Origin of the sequence: Shewanella litoralis (assembly GCF_009828585.1) — a bacterium.
Classification (GTDB): domain Bacteria; phylum Pseudomonadota; class Gammaproteobacteria; order Enterobacterales; family Shewanellaceae; genus Shewanella; species Shewanella litoralis.
The window spans coordinates 92,617-114,551 of the sequence record NZ_WSRZ01000009.1 but is presented as its reverse complement, the minus strand read 5'-3'; the positions used below and the strand labels follow the sequence as shown (position 1 = coordinate 114,551).

Here is a 21,935-nt window from a genome sequence, read left to right as displayed (position 1 = left end):
GGGGAATCAACATGAAAAAGATGAAAATTGCAGTCTGTCTAGCCACGTTAATGGGTACTGCAGGCCTAATGGGTAATGCCGTAGCCGCTGACAACTTAGCCGACTTCCATGTGCAAAACCAAGAATGTGATAGCTGTCATACAGCAGATGGTGAACTCTCAAATGACAGCTTAACTTATGAAAATGCGCAATGTGTATCGTGCCACGGCACATTAGCCGAAGTGGCAGAAACCACAAAACATGAACACTACAATGCCCACGCCTCTCACTTTCCTGGCGAAGTGGCTTGTACTTCATGTCACAGCGCTCACGAAAAATCGATGGTTTACTGCGACTCTTGCCACAGCTTCGACTTTAACATGCCATATGCTAAAAAATGGCAACGTGATGAACCAACTATTGCAGAACTCGCCAAAGACAAAGCAGAGCGTCAAGCTGCACTAGCAAGTGCTCCGCGAGATACTGTTGATGTGGTGATTGTCGGTTCTGGTGGTGCTGGTTTCTCTGCTGCGGTTGCAGCACATGACAGCGGCGCTAAAGTGATTTTGATTGAAAAAGAACCCGTGATTGGTGGTAATGCTAAATTAGCAGCCGGCGGCATGAATGCAGCCTGGACTGACCAACAAAAAGCCAAAAATATTACTGATAGCCCTGACACTATGTACAAAGACACCATGAAAGGTGGTCAAGACATAAACGACCCTGCTTTAGTTAAGATCTTAAGCTCACATTCTAAAGACTCTGTTGATTGGATGACCAAAATGGGCGCCGATTTAACCGACGTTGGCATGATGGGCGGCGCATCAGTTAACCGTTCACACCGTCCAACCGGTGGTGCGGGTGTTGGTGCTCATGTGGTACAAGTGCTTTACGATAATGCGGTTAAACGTAATATTGACTTACGCATGAATACTCGCGGCATTGAAGTGCTTAAAGATGATAACGGCAGTGTAAAAGGTATCCTCGTTAAAGGGATGTATAAAGGTTACTACTGGGTTAAAGCTGACGCGGTTATTTTAGCAACCGGTGGTTTCGCTAAAAACAATGAGCGTGTTGCTAAGTTAGATCCTTCATTAAAAGGCTTTATTTCTACTAACCAGCCTGGTGCCGTAGGTGATGGTTTAGATGTCGCTGAAAATGCCGGTGGCGCATTAAAAGACATGCAATATATCCAGGCGCATCCAACACTGTCTGTTAAAGGTGGCGTGATGATCACCGAAGCAGTACGTGGTAATGGTGCAATTTTGGTTAACCGTGAAGGTAAGCGTTTCGTTAACGAAATCACCACTCGCGATAAAGCCTCAGCAGCCATCTTAGAACAAACAGGCAAAACAGCTTATTTGATTTTTGATGACTCTGTACGTAAGTCTCTGTCTAAAATTAACCAATATGTCGGTTTAGGTGTTGCACCCTCTGCAGACAGCTTAGTTAAATTAGGTAAAATGGAAGGTATTGACGGTAAAGCATTAACTGAAACTGTCGCCCGCTACAATAGTTTAGTCACCAGCGGTAAAGACACTGATTTTGAACGTGCAGACTTACCACGTGCACTAAACGAAGGTAACTACTACGCTATCGAAATCACCCCAGGCGTACACCACACCATGGGTGGCGTGATGATCGATACTAAAGCAGAAGTCATGGATGCTAAAAAACAGGTTATCCCTGGTTTATACGGTGCGGGTGAAGTAACCGGTGGTGTTCATGGCGCTAACCGCTTAGGGGGTAATGCCATTTCAGACATCATCACCTTCGGTCGCTTAGCTGGTGAAGAAGCCGCAAAATACGCTAAAAAGAACTAGGCAATATTGAATTAACTGATTTGCTAGTATCAGTGAAGCCACAGCTCTGTGCTGTGGCTTTTTTTATACTGTGATTTATAGCGTTAAACACTCACGGTTAATTTTTGCTGTTGGCGCCAATGAAACTGCATGACGGGTATGGAAAATCCATAACATAACACCACGATTAACGGTTGGATTTGAAAGCTTAATTCTGGCCATAATTGAAAGGCAACAACGCAGGCAATAGTACGAACAATAGCGTGCACAATAGCAACCTTTTGCGCGGCAATCACGCCATGAACTAACCACATTAATCCCATCTGAATCGCTAATACAAAAGGGAGTGCGAGATAATTTTCCATAAAAAATGGAATGCTAATGCCAAAGGTTAAAAAGCACATCCCCACCGCAGCCAGAAATACGTTTTCAAACCAATTACGATTAGCCGCCTTCTTAAACCCAAAGCCTTCTCCCGTTAGCTTAGAGACTCCCATGGCTAAATACACAATTGAGCCCGTGCCAATAAAAATAGCCATCACCATTTGTGAGGCGGGTAGAATAAAGCTTAAAGCAAATAAAATACTCCAGACAATCATGCCAGATAACGGCATAGCCAACGCTCTTTGCTGACGGTATTCTATTAACTGCTGATCCAATGATTTATGTTGCATGATAAAGCCTCCTTGTTGGTATGGATTAATTATCAGCAAAATACTTAACAAGCTGTAGTGTGCTTTGTCAGCAATACACCATGACAAATGTCATCTGTTGCAGCTGTCTTAAAGGCAGGATTTTTAGCCATAAAAAAGAGCACCTAGGTGCTCTTTCGATAAACTTACCGCGTTCATTCCCTGTTACGGTTATAACTGCTCAGCAAACCGCTGGCTAAACTCTTGAATACGCTTTGCATTGACCCCAGCATCGCCCATACCGATACGTGACACACTGCGCAAATCAATACGGCTGCCCTGCTCTACACTCGCGACCACCACGACAACATCGTCAGCAAAGTTGAAAAATGGCGTTCGCGCTGTAGCTTCAAAACGCAGTGTTTTAGGCTGTTGGTCCACAATCACCCAGCCCATTACTTTAGCCACATCAAGGGCTTTTGCAAACGCCACCTCGGCTGATAAATCTGACAATATAGGTTGAATATCTGGATAGGCTTGCAGCTGCTGCGCAGCAATGTCTGCCCCGCCATACACCAGAGTATTTTTAGCGCCTATTCGGCTGTCGGTTAAAAACACAAATTGCGGCGGAGCCTGTGTATCTGTCGTAATATCATGAATAGGAGGATACCTCACCGGCTCGATAATAAGCCCCTTCAACATCGGCGACAACATCGCAATCCCTAGCAGTAATGCTACGACTGACCTTGCAGTGCCACGCGCTTTAGGGTTATCAGTCTTAATCATCATACCGCTGACTACACTGGTTAGGGCCAATGCCACCACGATATATCCAAGCACATTATGATATTTACGGCTCGCAATAAAGCCCGTTATTGGGTCCCACAATCCCATCGAGGAACCAAAAATCATCACACCCGCCGCGATGACCGCAACCAATGCAACTATCAACGCAATATGACTAACAACATTTTTTTGCATCACACTCATCCTTTAGAAATGGCTAATTTATTCAATTGATATTGACCAGAGTTTATTGAAAAAAATTTCTATTAGCACATAAAAATATCTCAACCATAAGCCTCTGACTTAATCGTCGACACAAACAAACTAGTTGACATGGTCCACTATAATGAATATAGTTGACTTAATCAACCTAATTCATTCCCACTTTAATCACTTGAGAAACAAAATGCATGCACAACCCGTTATGCCATTAACCCAAGTAGACTCAACGAAAACCCCGATCATTTATAAAGTGCTAGTGGTGTTTGCGATGATGACCTTCATGGGCGGTTCACTTATTGGTTTAATGACCTATATCAACACCGGATATAGCGAGACGTTTTTCAATGATTGGTTAACATCATTCTTATTTGCGGCGGTAACCGTGATGCCTGCGGGATTTATCTTAATGACTTTGTTAACGCAGATTGTTGAAAAGTGGCTACCTGATACCAGCGAGAAAAAGCGCAATATTATTATTGGACTGTTTATGGCAGTTACCATGGAGTCTGCAATGGCCTTATCGACTTCGATTAATAATATTGGCTTTAACAGTTATTCTGCACTGTTTAGCCACTGGCTTGATGCGCTACTCGCCGCGCTGCCATTAGGCTTAACGTTAATGATCATTACATCATTAACCATCAAACCATCAAACCTAAAATTGAACGATTTTTAAAAAGTTAACTTATTTACCCATAAACTTATTGAGGAATTCAGCATGAGCAAAGAAAACCAATATCGAATTACCGTCGAGCAAATTAATCCAGATAACGTCGCAGCTCAACCATTACAGTTTGAATTCCAAGACCGAGAAGATCTGTTTAAGCTCGTTGAGAATCTTAAAAAAGGCAGTGGACTCCCGGAGTCAGAAGCCACTATCTTAAGTGTTGGTTTACGTTTGTTAGGCCCATTAATGATGCAAAACCGTAAACACCCACTGTTTATCGATTTTATGCCGCACTTTAAAACCTTTATGCAAAACTTAAAAACCACCATTAAAAGTGCACTGAGTTAATCGTTCATTATTTATGGCTAAATACCCAGTATAGAACACTATACCCCACGGGTTTATACCAACATAAACCCTGCATTGGGGTCTATATCCAAACGGCGCATGGTACGAATAAGGTTGCTTCGGTCAAGTTTTAACGTTCTGGCTACCGCTGCCAAATTACCGCGTTCTTTAACTAATATCGCTTGAATAATTTGGCGCTGATACTCATCGGTTGCATCGCGTAACCCGTAAATTTCGGCATTCGCTAATGCAATTGATGAAGGATTATCAACGCTATGCGTTATAACTAACTCTGATGTAACTTCAGGTTGATGTGCAGCAAACGCTATCCCAAGATGCGCACAATTAATGCTAATAATGCTAGCAAGACGACCTTGCTCGCTTATTGCCCTTAATGCTGCCCGACTCAACAGATGCTCTAATTCACGTACATTTCCAGGCCAATCATATTGCATAAGCTGTTCGATTGCCGTTTGCTGTAATCTCAGTTTGGCGACGCCCAATTGATGCTGACTTTTTTCTAAGAAATATCCAGCCAGTAAAATAACGTCTTTACCGCGTTCGCGTAAGGGCGGCACAGGCAAAGGATAAACACTCAAACGATGATACAAATCAGCCCTAAAACGTCCTTCTTTCACTTCTTGCTGCAAATTACGATTAGTTGCCGCCACAATCCGAACATCGACGACAATGATCTTGTCACTACCGACGCGTTGAATTTCACCATTTTGCAGTGCCCGCAATAACTTAGCCTGTACCGCTAATGGCAGCTCGCCCACTTCATCTAAAAATAACGTGCCACCATCAGCCAGTTCAAAACGGCCACAGCGATCACTCACCGCCCCAGAAAAAGCCCCTTTAACATGACCAAACAATTCACTTTCTACAATACTTTCAGGTAATGCTGCGCAATTGATTTGTACTAAAGGCTGCAGGTTTCGTCGTGAATGCTGATGGATACTCTTCGCGACTAACTCTTTACCCACGCCGGTCTCACCAGTAATCAACACCGACAAATCACTGCTGGCGACGGTATCAATATCGGCTTGTAATGCGTTTATAGCCGTGCTCTTACCTATAATGGTTGAAGGGCCTAAGGTTGCTTGAGCCACCTGATGGCTTTGCTCAATTTTGGCCTCAAGTGCTTCAATATGCTCACTGGTTTTAATCGCTGCGGCTACCCCTGCAATATATGCTCGGGTTTCGGTTGGATTAAGTGCATCAAAACTGCCCGCCTGCATCGCATCTAGGGTGAGCACGCCCCACACTTTGCCATCAACATAAATAGTGCAGCCCATACAGTCGTGTACGTGCAATTGCTCACTGCCGTCGTCCACCAAACCATCATAAGGATCGGCTAGGCTTGAATCGGCATCAAAACGAGTTATGTGTGGGCTGGCAAGTATTTGCTGCAATCGCGGATGATGATGAATAGAAAACTGCCGTGCAAGTGCTTCTTGCTTGAGCCCAACCACAGCGACTGGCACTAGGTAATCTTGCTTGAGCTTTAATAACGCTACAGCATCACAAGGAATGGCGCGTTGAATCGCTTTAATGAGGCGTAAATAACGTTCCGATTTAGCCAGATCGCGATTTAAGTCTTCTACAATATCAATGAAAGGAGAAATATTCATAATAAGTCAAATTAACCCAATTTAGGTTAATTTGACACATTTGCTGATCTAGGTCAATTTAACCCTTTACGAAATTATAATATATGAATCAACATCATAAATATTGGCACGTTATGTGTAATACAAGAGTATCGCAAATAAACAATTGAAGTTTATCGCCATTTAAGCCCAAAAGGACTCATCGATGTTAGACGCTGCAACTGTTCAAATTATTAAAGCCACCGTACCGGCATTACAAATTTATGCTAATGACATAACCAGCCATTTTTATCCTTTATTGTTTGCTCAACACCCTGAAGTGTTACCTTATTTTAATCAAACTAACCAAGGCAAAGGCACCCAACCGAAAGCGTTAGCGAACGCAGTGATTGCCTATGGCGCCAATATTGATGAACTGGGTAATTTAAGTGACGCCGTAAGTAAAATTGTTCAAAAACACACTGCATTAGGCATTTTACCTGAGCAATACGACGCAGTTGGCAGCTGTTTATTGCAAGCCATTAAAACCGTTTTAGGTGACGCGGCAACAGACGAAGTGATTGATGCCTGGGCCAAAGCATACAGCCAATTGGCTAATATTTTAATTGCCGCAGAAGAGTCTATTTACACTGAGAATGAACAAAAATCAGGTGGCTGGCGCGGCGAGCGTGAGTTCATTTTAGTGAAGCGTGAAGATGAAAGCTCGGTTATCACCTCATTTTACTTTCAGCCTTTTGATAACCAAGGCTTACCCGATTTTGAAGCAGGACAATTTTTAACCATCGTATTTGACGATATCGATGGTGTAGCAATGCGTCGTAACTACAGCTTGTCAGATGCCGCAGGCAAAGATTACCTAAGAATCAGTGTTAAACGAGAGCCTAATGGTGTGGTTTCAAACCATTTACACAATAATATTCAGCTCGGTGACAAAATAAAGTTACGCGCACCAAGTGGTGACTTTACCTTACGTAAAAATGCTAAACCATTAGTGCTGCTCACTGGCGGCGTCGGTATTACACCCGCCATCAGCATGCTCAATACTGCAGCAGGTTCTGGCCGTGACATTCGCTTTATTCATGCCGCGATTAACAGCGACGTACATGCCTTTAAACAGCATGTAGATACACTTGCCGCAGCCAACAACAATATCAAACCGCTATACATTTACAGCCAGCCACAAGCACACTGCCAACCACATGCAACAGGCTTTATTGATGCTTCATTCATCGAAGCGCAATTGCCAGCAAACCGCGATGTAGAACTATATGTCCTCGGCCCTATTGGCTTTATGAAAGCCGCTTTAGCTATCGCCACCAGCCTGGGTGTACCAGCAAGCCAGATTCATTATGAATTCTTTGGCCCGGCAGAATCATTAACCGCTTAAGCATCAACCCTTGAACTGAGCGACGAGAGATCAAAAAAGCCCTGACATTGCTGCCAGGGCTTTTTGTTAATTCGTTGCACTAAGTTCCGGGCTAGAACGGAATATCGTCATCCCAACCTTCATCCAAATCTGGAGTGAAGTTTTGTGCAGGCTGTGGCGCTGGGCGTTGAGCCGGTGCATTTTGTGGTTGGAAGTTACCTTGTGGAGCCGCTGCAGGCTTAGGCGCATAAGCAGGAGCTTGCTGTGCTGGGGCTGGTTGCTGATAACCACCTTGTTGACCCGCATTAGGCTGGCCCTGGTAAGTATTGCTATTGCCAGCAGGTGCAGCCTGGTTGTTGTACTGAGGTGCACGTTGCTGAGGCGCTGCAGCAGGCTCTTGGCGAGCTGGCTGTCCTTGATTTGAGTTATAAGCGTTTGGGGTATTTTGATTATATTGACCTTGACCGCCTGCGTTATCACCCGAGTTGCGACCGTCTAACATTTGCATTTCCATCGCATTGATTTCGGTTTTGTAACGGTCTTGACCGGTAGCCTGGTCTTGCCACTTACTGGTTTGCAATTTACCTTCAAGATAAACTTTAGAGCCTTTCTTTAAATACTCACCCGCAATTTCAGCAAGGCGACGATACATTACAATGTTGTGCCATTCAGTGCGTTCTTGCACTTGACCTTGTTGGTCTTTCCACGACTCACTTGTCGCTATTGTAAAGTTGGCTACGGCGTTGCCGTTTGGCATGTAACGAACCTCAGGATCTTTACCTAAGTTACCGACCAAAATCACTTTATTTACACCACGACTAGCCATCGAAATCTCCTGAGATTCTTATCTATTTACTTTATCTGAATTCTAAACGAAATGATCTACACGATCTATTGTACAGAGCCTAACACAGCTCGGGCTTCGCTTAAATTGAATTTATCATCGACCTTTAAATAAGCGACCTTCTCTTCAAGCACCACAATGGCTTCAACCACACCAGCTAATTGCGATAATTCGGTGGCCATCACCTGAGCATCATTTTTATCTTTTATATTGGCTTCAAGGGTATAGCTTTTTAGCAATACAGGCTTTTGCATGCCAAAGGTTAACAGCAACCACAAAAACATTAACCCTAGTGCAACAAAAAAGACTCCAGAAGCCCCCACTAACTGATAAGCACCGCCGCCTAACATGCCGCCACAAAACGCCCCCAAAAACTGACTGGTTGAATACACCCCCATTGCAGAGCCTTTTTCACCCACGGGGCAAAACTTAGCAATTAAGCTTGGCAGCGACGCTTCAAGGTAATTAAAGCCGGTAAAAAACAACACAACAGCAGCACTTAACATCCAAATATTGTCAGCAAAAATGCCCATGGTGGCTAATGACAACATCATAATTACTAATGAAAATTGGAACATGGTTTTGGTGTTATTACGCTTAACTCCAATAATGATTAGCGGCACCATTAAAAAGAATGCGCCAACAAAGGCTGGGAAGTACAGCATCCAGTGCTTTTCTTTGACTAAACCGGCATCCACCAAATCTAGCGGTAACGCAACAAACACCGCAGTTAACACCAAATGCAAAATAAATATCCCCGCGTCTAACCGGAATAGCTGCGGGTCTAGCAACATGCGCTTTAATTTAGTCGGGGTGGCAACTGTGTCACCTTTCGGTGCTTGAGTGATGGGGTTCGGCACAAAAAACTGCACAATTAACATGCCCAATACCGCCAGCACTGCGGTTAATAAAAACAAGCCTGTTAACCCCATGTATTGCGCCACAATAGGCCCAACTAATAACGATAACGCAAACGAAAAACCAATACACATGCCAATGACGGCCATGACCTTGGTGCGCTGTTCGTCGCGGGTTAAGTCGGCAGCTAATGCTAATACGGCTGCGGCAATAGCGCCCATACCTTGTACTGCACGGCCAAAAACCACGCCATAAATATGATCAGATGAGGCGGCAATTAAGCTGCCAATAGCAAATAATACCAAACCGCCTAAAATAATTGGTTTGCGGCCATACTTGTCTGACAGAATTCCCATTGGAATTTGTAACACTGCCTGAGTCAGTCCATAAGCACCAATAGCAATACCCACCCATAACGGTGAAAAGCCCTCAAGGTGCTGACCATACAATGCGAAGACTGGCATAATCATAAACAGCCCCATCATTCGTAAACCAAACACACTGGCTAACGAAAAAGCGACTTTTTTCTCTATACCTGACAGTCCATTACCGGCCATGCAATTGCCCTTCGAAAAATGATTCAATAAAATGATTAGCTGAGCATATTATCACAGCGCCGTAAATTAGCTCAAAAGGAAATCGTAGTTTGCGACCTATGCTTCATTTAGTTTACCTTTTACTAAACTTATTGGTTGTTACGGGCGTATACAAAACATTATTGATAACAAAATTGATCTGAAGTACTTCGATATCTATGCGATACTGTTCATCGTTTTGTTTACACCAGTCATAGAGCGAGATAGATGGATAAAATTGAAATACGCGGTGCCCGCACCCACAATCTGAAAAACATCAATCTAACAATTCCACGTGACAAACTTATTGTTATTACAGGATTATCTGGTTCCGGAAAATCATCTTTAGCCTTCGATACCTTGTATGCAGAAGGTCAGCGTCGTTATGTCGAATCCTTATCAGCTTATGCGCGCCAGTTTTTAAGCTTGATGGAAAAACCCGATGTCGACCATATCGAAGGCTTAAGCCCAGCCATTTCAATTGAGCAAAAATCGACTTCGCATAATCCACGCTCAACCGTGGGCACGATTACCGAAATCTACGATTATTTGCGCCTGCTATTTGCCCGAGTCGGTGAGCCACGTTGCCCAACCCATAATTTACCCTTGTCGGCACAAACGGTCAGCCAGATGGTCGATAAAGTGTTGGCCATGCCACAAGACAGTCGCCAAATGTTGCTGGCACCAGTGGTAAACGATCGTAAAGGTGAGCACGTTAAACTGCTTGAAAGTTTGTCGGCTCAGGGTTACATCCGCGCCCGTATTGACGGCGAAGTGTGCGACTTAACCGACCCACCCACCTTAGATTTACACATTAAACATACTATTGAAGTGGTAGTTGACCGCTTTAAAGTGCGTGAAGACATTAAACAGCGTTTAGCTGAATCATTTGAAACCGCATTAGAGTTGTCTGGTGGTATCGCCAAAATTGCTAGCATGGACGATTCGACAACCGAAGAATTAGTGTTTTCGGCAAACTTTGCTTGTCCGCATTGTGGTTATTCAATGGCCGAGCTTGAACCGCGCATTTTCTCATTTAATAATCCGGCGGGCGCGTGCCAAACCTGTGATGGTTTAGGCGTACAACAATTTTTTGACCCAGACCGCGTGATCACCAACGACGAATTATCATTAGCCGGTGGCGCAGTAAGAGGCTGGGACAGACGCAATTTTTACTATTTCCAAATGCTCAGCTCGTTAGCAGAACATTACAAGTTTGATGTTGAAAAGCCCTTTGCTGAACTGAGCGACAAAGTGAAAAAGATTGTCCTCTATGGTTCAGGCAAACAAAATATTGCCTTTAAATACATCAATGACCGTGGTGACGTGGTGGTACGTAACCATCCGTTTGAAGGTATTTTAAATAACATGGACCGCCGCTACCGCGAAACAGAAAGTAATTCGGTGCGCGACGAGCTGTCTAAGTTTATTAATATGCAGCCCTGCAATAGCTGTGGTGGTTCACGCCTGCGTGAAGAAGCCCGCAACGTGTTTATTGGCGAGCTTAACTTGCCGCAATTAACCACCTGGTCCATTGGCGAAGCCAAAGCGTACTTTGATACTGTCGCCTTTGAAGGCCAGCGGGCGCAAATTGCCGAAAAGATCTTAAAAGAAATCAGCGAACGTTTAGGCTTTTTAGTTAACGTTGGCCTCAATTATTTAAGCCTCTCGCGCTCAGCCGAAACCTTATCGGGCGGCGAAGCGCAACGTATTCGTTTAGCCAGCCAAATTGGTGCCGGGCTTGTGGGCGTTATGTACGTATTGGATGAACCGTCCATTGGTTTGCATCAACGCGACAACGAACGTTTATTACAAACCCTTATTCACCTACGTGACCTAGGCAACACCGTTATTGTGGTTGAGCACGACGAAGACGCCATTCGTTTAGCCGATCATGTTATCGACATTGGCCCAGGAGCAGGTGTACACGGCGGCGAAGTGATTTGCGACGGCACGTTAGATGACATTCTTAATTGCGAAGAGTCGGTCACTGGCCAGTATATTTCTGGCAAGAAGCAAATTCACATCAGTGATGAGCGCACGCCCATTGACCCTAAAAAAGTCATTGAGCTATTTGGCGCCTCAGGTAACAACCTAAGGGATGTCGATTTAACCATTCCTATCGGTCTATTTACGTGCATTACTGGTGTGTCAGGCTCAGGAAAATCGACCCTAATTAACGACACCTTCTTTAAAATTGCCCATCGCATGCTTAACGGCGCTACGGTCGACGAACCCGCACCGTATAAAAGCATTAAAGGCATGGAGCAATGCGACAAAGTTGTCGACATCGACCAAAGCCCTATTGGCCGCACGCCGCGTTCAAACCCAGCAACTTACACGGGTATATTTACCCCAATACGAGAGTTGTTTGCCGGCACGCAAGAGTCGCGTACCCGTGGTTATCAAGTAGGCCGCTTCTCGTTTAACGTCAAAGGCGGACGCTGCGAAGCCTGTCAGGGTGATGGCTTAATTAAAGTGGAGATGCACTTTTTACCAGACGTGTATGTGCCTTGTGACTCATGTAAAGGAAAGCGCTATAACCGCGAAACCTTAGAAGTGAAATACAAAGGTAAAAACATTCACGAAGTGCTGCAAATGACCGTTGAAGATGCCCGCAGCTATTTTGATGCGATTCCATCGATTGCGCGCAAACTGCAAACGTTAATGGATGTAGGCTTGTCTTATATCCGTCTAGGTCAAAGTGCGACCACCTTGTCTGGTGGTGAAGCGCAGCGGGTTAAGCTGGCAAAAGAGTTATCTAAACGCGACACGGGTAAAACCTTGTACATTTTAGATGAACCGACCACAGGTCTGCACTTTGCTGACATTCAACTATTGTTAGATGTACTGCATCGCTTAAAGTCGCATGGCAATACCGTTGTGGTGATTGAGCACAATTTAGATGTGATAAAAACCGCAGACTGGATTGTAGACTTAGGCCCAGAAGGCGGCGCTGGCGGCGGCATGATTTTAGCCACCGGTAGCCCTGAAGATGTCGCCGAGCACCCTGAGTCGCATACCGCGCGTTTTTTAAAGCCGATGCTGGAGATTCATAAGCAACGCACCAAAAAAGCCAAAGCCAAAGCGAAAACGTAACCAGATAAACGCTAATCTAGGGCCTAGCCACTTAATCACCCAGAGGAGAATACAAATATGTTGCAACCTCTTATGTGTTATCGAGTGGCTGGGTTACTGTTATTAGCCAGTCTTATCAGCGGCTGCAGCTCAAGCTTGCCTGAGTGTTCGTCTGAGCTCATCACTACCTGGCCTGACGCCCAGCAACAAATCAACCAAGATATACTCCAACTGACCTCAGCCGAATTTCAAGGGCGCAAAACCGCTACTGAAGGCTCACAGGCCGCGCAAGATTTTTTGATAGCACGCTTTAATCAACTTGGGCTTAAACCCTGGCAAGCAGAGTTTGCCATACCCTTTACCTTTGATTATCAATTTTCAACAGTGACTGGCACTAATTTAATCGCCACTATTGCGGCAAAAACTCCCTCACGTCGTTGGCGTATTATTACCGCCCATTACGATCATTTAGGCCAAAAAGGCAGTAAATTTTACCCTGGTGCCGACGACAACGCCTCTGGCGTGGCAGGTATGTTGGCGATAGCCGAGCGTTGGCAACAACACGCTCCCGTTGATGACATTAACCTGATGATAGTCGCCACCGATGCCGAAGAACCGGGATTATTTGGCAGTTACGCCCTAGTGAAATTATTGCAACAAGACCCTAATATAGAGGTAGAACTCAGCGTTAATCTTGACATGATTGGCCATCCAAATCGCCGCCGAGCAATATACATGGAAGGGGAAAAAAATTTGACACAGTTTGACCTTATTCAAGCCAAATTGATGCAACAAACCCAGTTATGTATACGCACCCATCACCATAAATTACTTAGCGGAAGCTTACAAAAAACCGATTGGTTAAGAGCGTCAGACCACTATCCATTTCATAAAGCGGGTTATAAATGGGTGTATTTTGGCGTGCCGCCACATGCGCAATACCACACTGAACATGACACGGCTGACACGTTAGATCTCGACTTTATCGTTGCAGTGGTTGAAACCGTGTATCACCTGTTAACCATTGATAAACTCACCCTAACCCAATAAACACATCATAAAACGCAACAACCGCTCACTTTTCAAGCAATTGCTACACGCTATAAATCAAGAATCAGGCCAATCTTTACAATTATTATGCAAATTGATGTTTATTTTTAGTTTTTACGTGGTCAAATCGCATACTTACTGCTATAATACGCCCCCTTATCGGCGCGGGAAATCGACACGGGGTTGATTTTCTGTCTGTGAAACTTTAGCACGAGCTTCCGAACTTCGTGCGCATCCACAAGGCTACAACTCAATGTCATCCAATGAAAGAACTTTCCGCGAACTCGGCCTGTCTGAGTATTTGTTGCGTTCACTTGACGAGCTTGGTTATGAAAAACCAACGCCAATCCAGTCTGCTAGTATCGATCCGCTTATGGCTGGTCAAGATATTATCGGTCAAGCACAAACCGGTACCGGTAAAACAGGTGCGTTTGCCCTGCCTTTACTAAACAAAATCGACATGAAAATCAATGCTCCACAGATTTTAGTGTTGGCTCCAACTCGTGAATTAGCCGTTCAGGTTGCAGAAGCTTTTGGTAGCTATGCAAAACACATGAAAGGTTTCCACGTACTGCCGATTTACGGTGGTCAAAGCATGCAACAACAGTTAAACGCCCTTAAGCGTGGCCCACAAGTAATTGTTGGTACACCTGGTCGTGTAATGGATCACATGCGTCGTGGCACACTTAAATTAGACTCATTAAAAGCATTAGTGCTTGATGAAGCTGATGAAATGTTAAAAATGGGCTTCATCGACGATATCGAATGGGTTCTAGAACATAAGCCAGCTAACAGCCAACTAGCGTTATTCTCTGCCACTATGCCTGAGCAAATCAAGCGCGTAGCAGCTAAGCATTTGAATAACCCAGTTAACATCAGCATTGCTGCTAGTCACACAACGGTAGAGTCAATTGACCAACGTTATGTGCAAGTATCACAACACAACAAACTTGAAGCGTTAGTTCGCGTATTAGAAGTTGAAAATACTGAAGGTATTATCATTTTCGTACGTACACGTAATAGCTGTGTTGAATTAGCAGAAAAATTAGAAGCACGCGGTTATGCGTCATCACCACTACACGGTGACATGAACCAGCAAGCACGTGAACGTGCTGTTGATCAGCTAAAGCGCGGCAAGTTAGACATTTTGATCGCGACTGACGTTGCGGCACGTGGTTTAGACGTTGAGCGTATTGGCCACGTTGTAAACTACGATATTCCTTATGATTCAGAAGCCTATGTACACCGTATCGGTCGTACTGGTCGTGCTGGTCGTACTGGTATGGCAATCTTGTTTGTGACCAACCGTGAAATGCGTATGTTACGCACTATCGAACGTGCAACAAACAGCCGTATTTCGCCAATGAAAGTACCAAGTCCAGAGACTGTTGCTGAGCGTCGTTTATCTCGTTTAGGCGAGCAAATCCAAGAAACCATCAATGGCGACTTAGATTTCATGAAAAACGCCGTAGCTGAATTATGCCAACAGCTTGAAGTTGATACAGACTTACTTGCAGCGGCCTTGTTACAGCAAGTACAGCAAGAGCGTCCATTACAGTTACCAACCATTACTGAACGTCAACGTGATTCACGTGACGAGCGCAGTGATCGTGGTAGCGACCGCGGTGACCGTAACAGCGATCGTGGCGACCGTCCACGTCGTGAACGTAGCGATCGCAGCAGCCGTCCAGCGCCAACCAGCTTTGGTAGTGCCGACACTCTAAAAGATAACCCAGACGTGAAAATGAACCGTTATGTTATCGATGTGGGTCGTGAAAATGGTGTTGGTGTAGGTAACATTGTTGGCGCTATTGCTAACGAAGCAAACATCGACAGTCGTTTCATTGGTCAAATCCAATTATTCGACCAAGTTACAACAGTTGACTTACCAGACGGTATGCCAAAAGACATCCTTAATCACCTTAAAAAAGTGCGTGTATGTGGTCGTCCACTTAACATCCGTGAAGCGGGTGATGAAGTGTTTGCAGACTCAGGTCGTGGTGCTCCACGTAAACCTCGCAGTGACCGTCCTCGTGGTGATCGTCCACGTGGTGACCGCCCAGCCGGCGATCGTCCAGCAAGTGTTGAACGTCGTCCACGTAAGCCACGTGACAATGGCTAATCATTCAGCTGAATGACACAAAAAATGGAGCCTCAGGGCTCCATTTTTGTTTTCAGTTTTTACTATATCGCAATCTATTAAGGCTGCTTGGTGTTTATACTCTCGATATAAATAATATGAGTAACACCTATTTCGTTAACATAAATTAACTTGGAAAATAGTAATAGATAGAAGACAGTGACCTTAATTGGATTGATACGAATTACATCAATAATTAGGAGTCGTAAATGGATTTTTTAGCCTTCATATTACAGATAGTTGGTGGCTCGTCACCTGTGGATCTAGCTCAATCTGCTAAACAAGATAAAACCTTATTATGGATGATTATCATTGGCGGCTTGTTTTTTAGCGTATTTGGATTAACGCTCTATTACCTTGCAATGCACCGCTAATATTAAGAGATAACCTACAGCACCGTCCTGAATGCTTTAGACTGCTTACGCTTTTGATACATAGGAACAATTTGCACGGCAAAGACTGCACACACAATCAGCACTATTCCCATAAATGACAAGCCATCGATATTGGCGCTGCTAAATACCCCACTCCACCAGCCTAAACTGACGACAATTTCTGTCGCGGTAAAACTCAACACTGGCGTTAACGATAGCATCGCACTCACTTGAGCGGTTGGCCAATAATGCAAGGCCTGAGCAAAGCAGCCATAAGCGATTAAAGTATTAGCACCGCAAAATAATACAATCCACCATTGGTTTAATGTCATGGTGTTAAACTGGCTAAAATCGCTAAACGGTGCCATTGCAACAATGCCTAAACCATAAATAAACAACAATACATTACTGGGCGATAAACGTTGGCTCACCGACTTTTGTAATAAGGCATAGCTGGTCCACGACATCACTGAAAACTGCACAATCATAATGCCGATAAGCACTTGCTCATCACGAGCTTGGTCCATATCGAGCTGCGGATGGAAAAACATCAGCATCCCCAATGCAAGCGTGGCAAAACAACTCAGTTGGAATGCGGTAAAACGTTCTTTAAAAAACAACACCCCACCAAATGCTAAAAAGAATGGCGCTGTTTGAAAATTAAGTTGTGCTGTGCCCGGGGCTAAGTAACTCAATGAGTACACAAACGAAACGTAATTGCACATCAGCAGTACACCAGCCAATGTGAGTTTGAGCCATACTGCCCGTGGTAAACCCACAAATTGGCGTAACGCACCGATTTTCCATTGAATTAATAATGTCACCACCAACGCCATTAAAAACCGAAACCAGGTCAAGGTAACGGGAGTAATAAAACCACCTGAGAGTTTTAGTGCTATGGGTAAAATACCCCAGAAAAATACGGCTATAGAAACAAATATCAATCCTAAACGGTTATTGGCGCTTTGCTGTTCTACTGTCACTGTTATCTACTCGCACACAATTAAGGAGGTAGATTTTGCCCGATAGCCGAACCAAAGTCTTTATCAAGATCAGCTTCTAAGGTGCTTGATTGTTCGCATAATAAAAAAGCCTATTTCAGTACACCCTTTTCGCGTGGCAAATCCAGCTAATACAGGTAAAATAGCCGCCATAAAAAACCTATGTGCCCTACTACCTAAGGAACACTCGCATGAGTCTTGCTGATTCCGTTCTTGCCGTGAACAATGATTTACCGATCCGTACCGACAAGCCTGTCCATAGTGGCAAAGTTCGCAGCGTTTACTGGTTAACTGATACCGATAGCCGTCGTCTTATTCAGGACAAAGGTTACGATGTCCCTGAAGATACTCCACTTGCCATTATGGTGATCAGCGACCGCATTTCAGCATTTGACTGTATCTTCCATGGCGAAGGTAACTTGCAAGGCATTCCAGGCAAAGGTGCGGCATTAAATGCGATTTCAAATCACTGGTTTGGTTTATTTGCTGAAAACGGCTTAGCTGATAGCCACATTTTAGATATTCCGCACCCATTTGTGTGGATAGTACAAAAAGCCCGTCCTATTAAAGTCGAAGCCATTTGTCGTCAATACATTACCGGCTCAATGTGGCGCGCCTATGCAAAAGGCGAGCGTGTTTTTTGTGGCATCACCTTGCCAGAAGGCTTAAGTAAAGATCAAAAACTGCCAGAGTTGCTAATAACGCCATCAACAAAAGGCATTTTAACCGGTATTCCAGGCGTACCAGCACAAGATGACGTGAATATCAGCCGCAGCGACATTGAAGCTAATTACCAGGCATTTGGTTTTGAAAAACCACAAGATATCGACTTATACGAAACCTTACTCAAACAAGGCTTTAAAGTCATTTCAGACGCGCTAGCAAAGCTTGATCAGGTGTTTGTCGATACCAAATTTGAGTTTGGCTATGTGAATGACAAAAATGGTCTGTCAAAATTGATTTATATGGATGAAGTCGGCACCCCTGACTCATCACGTATTTGGGACGGTGCTGCTTATCGTGATGGTAAAATTGTTGAGAACTCAAAAGAAGGCTTCCGTCAGTTCTTATTAAATCATTTTGACGATGCCGACATTCTATTAAACAAAGATAGAATGCCTGAGCGTGAAGCCCTTGCCCGAGACAATGACCTGCCACTTGAAGCAATGATGAACGTGTCGCGTACCTACACTGGCGTCGCAGAAAAAGTCACCGGCCATAGCATTGCACTGCCGACGAATCCAAAAGCAGACATTATTAAGGTGCTGCGTGAGCAGTATGATTTAATCGATTAATCAACCTGAGCTCGTAAAAATAAAAAGGATGACCATATGGCCATCCTTTTTTTATGTTAACAGAGCACTTTAGTGGCTCAATATCATTAGCTACGACGGCGTAAGCCTAAAGCACCTAATAACATTAATGCCAAGTAGCCTAAACTACCACCATCACTCTCTTTCTCAGGTTCAACTGGGTCAACAGGCTCTGGCGTCACTGGCGCTGGGTAGCTTAATGCAATAATCACTGGGTCGTGATCAGATGCTGAAAATGCATTTTCAGACTTCACTAACTCACCAGTGTACTTGCTGCCATATTCAAATAGGTTAGATTCAACCGAGTTGATGTGCCAGTCATCAATACCCACTAACTTAGCCGCTAAGCTCGCATTACCTAATGCATGGTCTAAATTACCTAGCTCACCGTTGTAGCTGTAAGAGTAAGTATCAGCACCGTGCGCTTGCGTGTTTAAGTTAATGAATCCGTAGCCTTTATCAATCACGCTACCTTCGCGTTCATACACTTTGCCATCAAGGGTTGTCCAAGATGCTGTACGAATAACATGGTCTGTTGTTGAGGCATCATAGTCGGTTAATACGGCGACCGGATCTTCTTTTCCATAAGCATTTAAATCACCAATCACTAACACATCACCGTCAACATCTTTAAGTGACTCACCTAATACTTTGGCAGCCGATACACGGAATGCATTACACTTACCTTGTAAGTCAGCTGGCTCTGAGTTGTCGTTAAACTCTGCCCAGTCTTCAACACAACCTGACCCTTTCGACTTAAGGTGATTAACCACAACCGTTAGTTTTTCATCATTAATGCTAAAACTTTGCACTAGGCTGTGACGCTGGAACACGTTATAGCTAGGGCTAGATTCAACAACATCATTTTGCTCGCGAGTTTGCGCACCTTCAGCGGCATGCTGCTCTGGTGTTGCTATCACTTGCGCGGCACCATTTAAGCTAATGCGCGCTGGGCGATATAGCAGGCCCACAGTAATGGCATCGCTACCAATGAATTTGCCTTCATACTTATCAGCATCTTCAATTTCAACAAAGCGATATGCTTGCTCGTCTGTCAGCTCAGCATTTAATGCATCAACTAGGTTTTGAATCGCACTTAGCTCGCCAAAACCATTGTTAGCGATTTCCATTAAGCCAACAACATCAGCATTCATGGCAACGAGCGCAGTCACAATCTTGGTGCGCTGTAGTACCATTTCGTCTTCAGTTAACGCACCACGGTTGCTGTTTGATGGGTTAGCATCGCCACCGACGGCATCATTGAAGAAGTTAAGTACGTTAAAGCTTGCTACACGAATATCGCCCATGTCTGCCACAGTTGGCGCATCGGTACGGTCATCAACACGGATAAAATCACCCGCGGTGATAGTGTTCGTCGCTAAAAGACGGTATGAGCTGTAACTGTAACCAATAACACCTTCGAGATTAGTTAACTGGTCACCAACGCGGATATAACCTGTTTCAGCATTAAAGTCAGGGAAGTAAGGCACTTCACCGTCTTTAGCTTTATAGTCAGACTCAACAAATAGCTGGTTAACGATATTGGCATCATTTAATGCTACCGCTTCTGCTGAATTTGGCTCAAATACTTGAGTCGGTTTCATTAACGGTGCTTTATGCGACAACACCATGTTGTTGCGATAGCTTGCGTAATCGAAACTAAAGGTACGCGTGACTTTCATGTCGCTGCCAGCATCTAGCTTCACTTTCATGCCTTCAACGCGCTCTAATGCTTGCGCAAGTGTCTCGCCGTCAGCGACATAAAATTCAACCGCGGCAGGTGCATCACCGACAACGCCCACTTCAAATTTTTGCTCGTCTTTAATGTCAATCTGAGTTGAGCCAAAATATTCTTTAACTTTACCTTGCACACACACTTCAGTACCTGGCTGAATGGTGTCTGGCGCAGCTTCGTTTAGGTAAACAAAAATACCGTCAGAGGTATATGGCGAACCGTCACCTTGGGCATCTTGAATAAAGAAACCTTTATATAAACTATCACTTCTAGCACTAACAATACCTTTTACGGTCACTTCATTAGCAGACTCAAAGCTGCCACTCACAATTAACGGACTTGAATCACCAGCGCCTTGAATGTCATAAATGTTGGTCAGCGTGGCACCGTTACAGGTAAATGTACTTGGCTCTGGAGCTTCTGCGGCTTCTAGAGTCCCTAAGCCACTAAAGGTATCTTTTTCTAACTCAACCCATTGGGCAGCAGCATAAGTTGCGCTTGCCATTAAGTTGGCTACATTACGTTGAAAGGTGGTATCAAGCCCCCAACCCGCTGGCGTAGGAATATCGCCAATCACATCAACCAATACACCATCTTTTAATAGGCCGACTGCATCGCCACCATTAAAATATAGGTTACCGGTCATTGAGTCGGTACCTGCTGGCAAGGTAATTGCGGCGCTTGGATGTAAAATCACTTTGATGCTTTTCGCTGCAATAGAATCAGCAAGGTCGACCATATCTGTTGGTGTAGTATCGCCGTCTTTATAACGAACTAATTTGTAACCTGTTAAATCAACGGCGGCATCACCGCTGTTATACAGTTCAATCGCTTTGTTGTTTGAGCTCCCTTCTACGTATTCACTAATAAGCACATCTGCATTTGCCATCATTGGCAATGCAGCGGCTACTGCGAGTGAAACCGCCGTTAGTTTAGTCAGTCCTTTCATGTTTTTAACCCCATACTTTGTAATAAAAATGCTATTTTTTTGTAATATGCGGCGAGATTGTCCCAAAGTTCTGTGACATAAAAAAGAACATTGATCACAGAAATGGGCGAACCAAATTCACTATCTACTTGATTAGCCAGACAAATTAACCAACCCCACAAAACAAATCAAAAAAATGCGATCAAATACCCATTAAAAACAAAAACTAAGCACAGAACAGTGCCTGGAGGCATAACAGAACAATAAGATAAGTTTTGTAACACTTATTATTTAAAATCAGCTTAGAGCATTACAACATGCTGTTTTGTATTGTTATTAATTTTTTAATTTATCTTGAAACGATAAAAGAATGCATAGATGATTAGGGCGTGATTATTATGTTTAGCTGGGCGGTTTGTGATGAGCTTGTAGCAAACTATGATGCATAGCAGACTATAGTGCAAAGCCATTTCATTACACTTAGGCAACGGCAGAAAAAACAATAAATCACTTTAGCTATTCGATTTATTGTCGATATCAATTTAGAATACTTGTAGTTAAGCTCATAAAAACTGTATTTAGGCTCATAAAAACTGTAGTTCTGCTGTGTATTTAGTATCAAAA

General features: G+C 44.0%; 16 protein-coding genes. 9 read left to right on the top strand and 7 right to left on the bottom strand.

The window, feature by feature from the left end:
• Positions 1-11 precede the first annotated feature (11 nt).
• Complete coding sequence (locus tag GQA99_RS09380) at positions 12-1,802, top strand: flavocytochrome c (protein WP_160053628.1); 1,791 nt, start codon at positions 12-14, stop codon at positions 1,800-1,802.
• 83 nt (positions 1,803-1,885) lie between these two features.
• Here GQA99_RS09380 and GQA99_RS09375 read toward each other — a convergent pair whose 3' ends face one another.
• The gene (locus GQA99_RS09375; protein WP_160053627.1) at positions 1,886-2,455 is read right to left on the bottom strand and encodes a DUF7010 family protein; all 570 of its coding nucleotides are present in this window, start codon (positions 2,453-2,455) and stop codon (positions 1,886-1,888) included.
• Positions 2,456-2,644: 189 nt separating this feature from the next.
• Complete coding sequence (locus GQA99_RS09370; protein ID WP_229785863.1) at positions 2,645-3,394, bottom strand: DUF1499 domain-containing protein; 750 nt, start codon at positions 3,392-3,394, stop codon at positions 2,645-2,647.
• A 151-nt stretch (positions 3,395-3,545) separates the two neighbouring features.
• Between GQA99_RS09370 and GQA99_RS09365 the strand changes: the two genes are divergently transcribed.
• Both GQA99_RS09365 and GQA99_RS09360 read left to right on the top strand, forming a co-directional pair.
• Positions 3,546-4,097, top strand: coding sequence for a DUF2798 domain-containing protein (locus GQA99_RS09365; protein ID WP_229785859.1), 552 nt, complete (start codon positions 3,546-3,548; stop codon positions 4,095-4,097).
• Between the two features lie 42 nt (positions 4,098-4,139).
• Positions 4,140-4,436 carry a DUF3861 domain-containing protein gene (locus tag GQA99_RS09360; RefSeq protein WP_160053625.1) on the top strand — a complete coding sequence of 99 codons (297 nt, stop codon included), beginning with the start codon at positions 4,140-4,142 and terminating at the stop codon, positions 4,434-4,436.
• 53 nt (positions 4,437-4,489) lie between these two features.
• Here the strand turns inward: GQA99_RS09360 and norR are convergent, their stop codons facing one another.
• Positions 4,490-6,070, bottom strand: a complete 1,581-nt coding sequence (norR, locus tag GQA99_RS09355) for a nitric oxide reductase transcriptional regulator NorR (protein WP_160053624.1) — start codon at positions 6,068-6,070, stop codon at positions 4,490-4,492.
• Between the two features lie 184 nt (positions 6,071-6,254).
• Between norR and hmpA the strand changes: the two genes are divergently transcribed.
• Positions 6,255-7,436: an NO-inducible flavohemoprotein gene (hmpA, locus tag GQA99_RS09350; RefSeq protein ID WP_160053623.1), complete on the top strand. Its 1,182-nt coding sequence runs from the start codon at positions 6,255-6,257 to the stop codon at positions 7,434-7,436.
• A gap of 91 nt (positions 7,437-7,527) precedes the next feature.
• Here the strand turns inward: hmpA and GQA99_RS09345 are convergent, their stop codons facing one another.
• Entirely contained in the window at positions 7,528-8,241 is a 714-nt protein-coding gene (locus GQA99_RS09345) for a single-stranded DNA-binding protein (RefSeq protein WP_160053622.1), read from the bottom strand.
• A gap of 65 nt (positions 8,242-8,306) precedes the next feature.
• Positions 8,307-9,674, bottom strand: a complete 1,368-nt coding sequence (locus tag GQA99_RS09340) for an MFS transporter (RefSeq protein WP_160053621.1) — start codon at positions 9,672-9,674, stop codon at positions 8,307-8,309.
• A gap of 246 nt (positions 9,675-9,920) precedes the next feature.
• On the opposite strand from GQA99_RS09340, the gene uvrA reads away from it, so the two are divergent.
• From uvrA to GQA99_RS09320, 4 genes are all read left to right on the top strand, one after another.
• On the top strand, positions 9,921-12,791 hold the full coding sequence (gene uvrA / locus GQA99_RS09335) for an excinuclease ABC subunit UvrA (RefSeq protein ID WP_160053620.1): 2,871 nt from the start codon (positions 9,921-9,923) through the stop codon (positions 12,789-12,791).
• 57 nt (positions 12,792-12,848) lie between these two features.
• Positions 12,849-13,820 (top strand): M20/M25/M40 family metallo-hydrolase, encoded by a 972-nt coding sequence (locus GQA99_RS09330; protein ID WP_160053619.1) that lies wholly within the window; start codon positions 12,849-12,851, stop codon positions 13,818-13,820.
• A 253-nt stretch (positions 13,821-14,073) separates the two neighbouring features.
• Complete coding sequence (locus GQA99_RS09325; RefSeq protein WP_160053618.1) at positions 14,074-15,942, top strand: DEAD/DEAH box helicase; 1,869 nt, start codon at positions 14,074-14,076, stop codon at positions 15,940-15,942.
• 227 nt (positions 15,943-16,169) lie between these two features.
• Positions 16,170-16,334, top strand: a complete 165-nt coding sequence (locus tag GQA99_RS09320; RefSeq protein ID WP_160053617.1) for a hypothetical protein — start codon at positions 16,170-16,172, stop codon at positions 16,332-16,334.
• A 14-nt stretch (positions 16,335-16,348) separates the two neighbouring features.
• Here GQA99_RS09320 and GQA99_RS09315 read toward each other — a convergent pair whose 3' ends face one another.
• The gene (locus tag GQA99_RS09315) at positions 16,349-17,323 is read right to left on the bottom strand and encodes a DMT family transporter (RefSeq protein ID WP_373291426.1); all 975 of its coding nucleotides are present in this window, start codon (positions 17,321-17,323) and stop codon (positions 16,349-16,351) included.
• Positions 17,324-17,526: 203 nt separating this feature from the next.
• Here GQA99_RS09315 and GQA99_RS09310 point away from each other — a divergent pair, with 203 nt between their 5' ends.
• Positions 17,527-18,630 (top strand): phosphoribosylaminoimidazolesuccinocarboxamide synthase, encoded by a 1,104-nt coding sequence (locus GQA99_RS09310; protein ID WP_160053615.1) that lies wholly within the window; start codon positions 17,527-17,529, stop codon positions 18,628-18,630.
• Between the two features lie 86 nt (positions 18,631-18,716).
• Here GQA99_RS09310 and exeM read toward each other — a convergent pair whose 3' ends face one another.
• On the bottom strand, positions 18,717-21,332 hold the full coding sequence (exeM, locus tag GQA99_RS09305; RefSeq protein WP_160053614.1) for an extracellular exonuclease ExeM: 2,616 nt from the start codon (positions 21,330-21,332) through the stop codon (positions 18,717-18,719).
• Between the last annotated feature and the right edge of the window lie 603 nt (positions 21,333-21,935).

Coding starts and splice junctions, on each gene's coding strand:
- GQA99_RS09380 (WP_160053628.1), top strand. CDS start 12: ATGAAAAAGATGAAAATTGCAGTCTGTCTAGCCACGTTAATGGGTACT.
- GQA99_RS09375 (WP_160053627.1), bottom strand. CDS start 2,455: ATGCAACATAAATCATTGGATCAGCAGTTAATAGAATACCGTCAGCAA.
- GQA99_RS09370 (WP_229785863.1), bottom strand. CDS start 3,394: ATGCAAAAAAATGTTGTTAGTCATATTGCGTTGATAGTTGCATTGGTT.
- GQA99_RS09365 (WP_229785859.1), top strand. CDS start 3,546: ATGAATATAGTTGACTTAATCAACCTAATTCATTCCCACTTTAATCAC.
- GQA99_RS09360 (WP_160053625.1), top strand. CDS start 4,140: ATGAGCAAAGAAAACCAATATCGAATTACCGTCGAGCAAATTAATCCA.
- norR (WP_160053624.1), bottom strand. CDS start 6,070: ATGAATATTTCTCCTTTCATTGATATTGTAGAAGACTTAAATCGCGAT.
- hmpA (WP_160053623.1), top strand. CDS start 6,255: ATGTTAGACGCTGCAACTGTTCAAATTATTAAAGCCACCGTACCGGCA.
- GQA99_RS09345 (WP_160053622.1), bottom strand. CDS start 8,241: ATGGCTAGTCGTGGTGTAAATAAAGTGATTTTGGTCGGTAACTTAGGT.
- GQA99_RS09340 (WP_160053621.1), bottom strand. CDS start 9,674: ATGGCCGGTAATGGACTGTCAGGTATAGAGAAAAAAGTCGCTTTTTCG.
- uvrA (WP_160053620.1), top strand. CDS start 9,921: ATGGATAAAATTGAAATACGCGGTGCCCGCACCCACAATCTGAAAAAC.
- GQA99_RS09330 (WP_160053619.1), top strand. CDS start 12,849: ATGTTGCAACCTCTTATGTGTTATCGAGTGGCTGGGTTACTGTTATTA.
- GQA99_RS09325 (WP_160053618.1), top strand. CDS start 14,074: ATGTCATCCAATGAAAGAACTTTCCGCGAACTCGGCCTGTCTGAGTAT.
- GQA99_RS09320 (WP_160053617.1), top strand. CDS start 16,170: ATGGATTTTTTAGCCTTCATATTACAGATAGTTGGTGGCTCGTCACCT.
- GQA99_RS09310 (WP_160053615.1), top strand. CDS start 17,527: ATGAGTCTTGCTGATTCCGTTCTTGCCGTGAACAATGATTTACCGATC.
- exeM (WP_160053614.1), bottom strand. CDS start 21,332: ATGAAAGGACTGACTAAACTAACGGCGGTTTCACTCGCAGTAGCCGCT.